Here is a 2,738-nt window from a genome sequence, read left to right on the forward strand (position 1 = left end):
CCTGGGCATTCCGCCCCAACGACGCGCTCCGCAACGCACGGGGTGCAACACAAAGCAAAAGACGTAAGGAGACCATCATGCGTCACGCCCGTGGCTACCGCCGCCTGAACCGCACCCACGAACACCGCAAGGCCCTGTTCTCGAACATGGCCGGCTCGCTGATCGAGCACGAGCAGATCAAGACCACGCTTCCGAAAGCCAAGGAACTGCGTCCGATCGTCGAAAAGCTGATCACGCTGGCCAAGCGCGGTGACCTGCATGCCCGCCGTCAGGCCGCGGCGATGCTGAAGGAAGACAAGGACGTCGCGAAACTGTTCGACGTGCTGGGCCCGCGCTACAAGGAGCGCGCCGGTGGCTACATCCGTGTCCTGAAAGCCGGCTTCCGCTATGGCGACATGGCGCCGATGGCGATCATCGAATTCGTCGAGCGCGACGTCTCGGCCAAAGGCGCCGCCGACAAGGCCCGCCTTGAAGCCGAGGACGCCTCGGAAGAGTAAGTCCTGCGGCCGCCATCCGGCCCGGACTGGACCCCCGCAGCCCTGCTGCGGGGGTTTTTCGTTGTGGCGCGGGGGCTTGACCGGACGGGTGGGCGGCGTAAGCTTGACCGGGCCGCAGCAAAGGAACGCCGCCCATGTCCGTGATCGCCCTGATCCTCGTCGCGCTGGTCGCGCTTTTGCATCTCTACATCCTCTGGCTCGAGATGTTCGCCTGGGAAAGCCGCGGCCCCGCCGCCTTCCGCTCGCTCCCGCGCGAGCTCTTTCCGCAGACCAAGACGCTTGCCGCCAATCAGGGCCTCTACAACGGCTTCCTCGCCGCCGGGCTGATCTGGTCGCTCTTCATCGGCGATCCGGCCTGGGCGAAGAACGTCGCCACCTGTTTCCTGCTCTTCGTGCTGGTCGCGGGCGCCTATGGCGCGGCCACCGCCAGCCCGCGCATCTTCCTGGTGCAGGGCGTGCCCGCGCTGCTGGGCCTCGCCGCCGTCTGGCTGCTCTGATCCCGGGCCGTTCCGCGCCGCGGTGCATCCCATTTCCGTGAGCCCGCGTTGCATGTCCTGCGGCGCGGACCCATAGTTTCGGGATACCGCAGAACGGAGGCATCCATGCGTATCGTCGGGCTGGTTCTCGTCGGGGCTCTCGCCGGGGTCGGAATTACTGTGGGCGCGATGCAGAATTTCACGCCGGTCACCGCCCAATCGCTGGCCAACACGCCGCCTCCCGCTGCCTCGCCCCTGCCGCCCGAACGGCTGATGCCCGTCACCGTCACCCAGGTGCCCGAGGGGCAGGCGCAGATCCAGCTCAGCTTCGCCCCGGTCGTGCGCCAGACCGCGCCCGCCGTGGTCTCGATCTACGCCCGGCGGGTGGTGGCCGAACAGCAGAGCCCCTTCTTCAACGACCCATTCTTCAACCAGCTCTTCGGCAATCGCGGGCAGGCGACGCCCCGGGTGCAGAACGCGCTGGGGTCCGGCGTGATCCTGCAATCGGACGGCATCGTCGTCTCGAACTACCACGTGGTGGGCGATGCCGACGACATCCGCGTCGTGCTGAACGACCGCCGCGAATTCGCCGCCGACGTGATCCTGGCCGATGAGGAAAGCGACCTCGCCATCCTGCGGCTGCGCGGCGCCTCGGACCTGCCCGCGATCCAGATCGCCGACAGCGACCGGATCGAGGTGGGGGATCTGGTGCTGGCCATCGGCAACCCGTTCGGCGTCGGCCAGACGGTCAGTTCCGGCATCGTCTCGGCGCTGGCCCGGTCGGGGATCGCCGTGGGCTCGGGGCGCGGTTATTTCATCCAGACCGATGCGGCGATCAACCCGGGGAATTCCGGCGGCGCGCTCGTTGACATGCAGGGCCATCTGGTCGGCATCAACTCGGCGATCCTGACTCGCTCGGGTGGCTCGAACGGGATCGGCTTCGCCATCCCCGCCAATCTGGTCAGCCAGGTCGTCGCCCAGGCCGAGAGCGGCGAGACGCATTTCCAGCGCCCCTGGATGGGCGTGACCGGTCAGGCCGTGGATGCGACCCTGGCCGAGGCTCTGGGCCTCGGCCTGCCGCAGGGCGTGGCGATCACCGCGCTGCACCCGGACAGCCCGCTGGCCGAGGCCGGGCTCCGCGCCGGCGATGTGGTGCTGGCGGTGGACGGCGACCCGGTAAACGCCCCGCAAGAGATGATGTTCCGCCTCGCCGCCCGCGGCATCGGCGGCACGGCGCGGCTCAGCTGGGTGCGCGCGGGCGAGCGGCAGGAGAGCGACGTGGCCCTGATCGCGCCCCCCGAGAGCCCCGAGCGCAACCGCCTGACCGTGCGCGGCGTGGCGCTGCGCGGGCTGGTGGCCGAGACGATTAACCCCGCCGTCGCCGCCGAGCGTGGCCTCGATCCGCAGGCCAGTGGCGTGGTGGTGGTCGAGGCCGATGACATCGCCGCCCGCGCCGGCCTCGCGCCCGGGGACATCCTGCTGTCGGTCAACCGCCAGCCGGTGCCCGACACCGCGGCGCTGGACCGCGCGCTGCGCGATCCCTCGCGATACTGGGAGGTCGAACTCCTCCGCGACGGCCGCCGCAGCCTGCTGCGCTTCCGCCTCTGACGGCGCGCTTGGGGCTGCCGCGACAAGGGGGGCCGTCTGCCCCCCTTGACCCCCCGAGGATATTTGCAGCGCAAAGATGGGGCTTAAGGATCCGTTAACCCGCATCTTTGCGCTGCAAATATCCCACGGGGGTCCGGGGGTGTGAAACCCCCGGCGC

General features: G+C 69.3%; 3 protein-coding genes. All 3 read left to right on the forward strand.

The window, feature by feature from the left end:
• Nucleotides 1–77 precede the first annotated feature (77 nt).
• The 3 genes from rplQ to VDQ18_RS23430 all read left to right on the forward strand — a co-directional run bounded on the left by rplQ (nt 78) and on the right by VDQ18_RS23430 (nt 2,581).
• Nucleotides 78–497, forward strand: a complete 420-nt coding sequence (rplQ, locus tag VDQ18_RS23420) for a 50S ribosomal protein L17 (RefSeq protein WP_323023263.1) — start codon at nt 78–80, stop codon at nt 495–497.
• A gap of 134 nt (nt 498–631) precedes the next feature.
• Nucleotides 632–994, forward strand: a complete 363-nt coding sequence (locus VDQ18_RS23425; RefSeq protein WP_323023264.1) for a DUF1304 domain-containing protein — start codon at nt 632–634, stop codon at nt 992–994.
• A gap of 252 nt (nt 995–1,246) precedes the next feature.
• On the forward strand, nt 1,247–2,581 hold the full coding sequence (locus tag VDQ18_RS23430; protein ID WP_323023265.1) for a Do family serine endopeptidase: 1,335 nt from the start codon (nt 1,247–1,249) through the stop codon (nt 2,579–2,581).
• Nucleotides 2,582–2,738: the final 157 nt, after the last annotated feature.

It is taken from the genome of Pararhodobacter sp. (assembly GCF_034676075.1).
Lineage (GTDB): Bacteria > Pseudomonadota > Alphaproteobacteria > Rhodobacterales > Rhodobacteraceae > Pararhodobacter.

Coding starts and splice junctions, on each gene's coding strand:
- VDQ18_RS23430 (WP_323023265.1), top strand. CDS start 1,247: ATGCCCGTCACCGTCACCCAGGTGCCCGAGGGGCAGGCGCAGATCCAG.
- VDQ18_RS23425 (WP_323023264.1), top strand. CDS start 632: ATGTCCGTGATCGCCCTGATCCTCGTCGCGCTGGTCGCGCTTTTGCAT.
- rplQ (WP_323023263.1), top strand. CDS start 78: ATGCGTCACGCCCGTGGCTACCGCCGCCTGAACCGCACCCACGAACAC.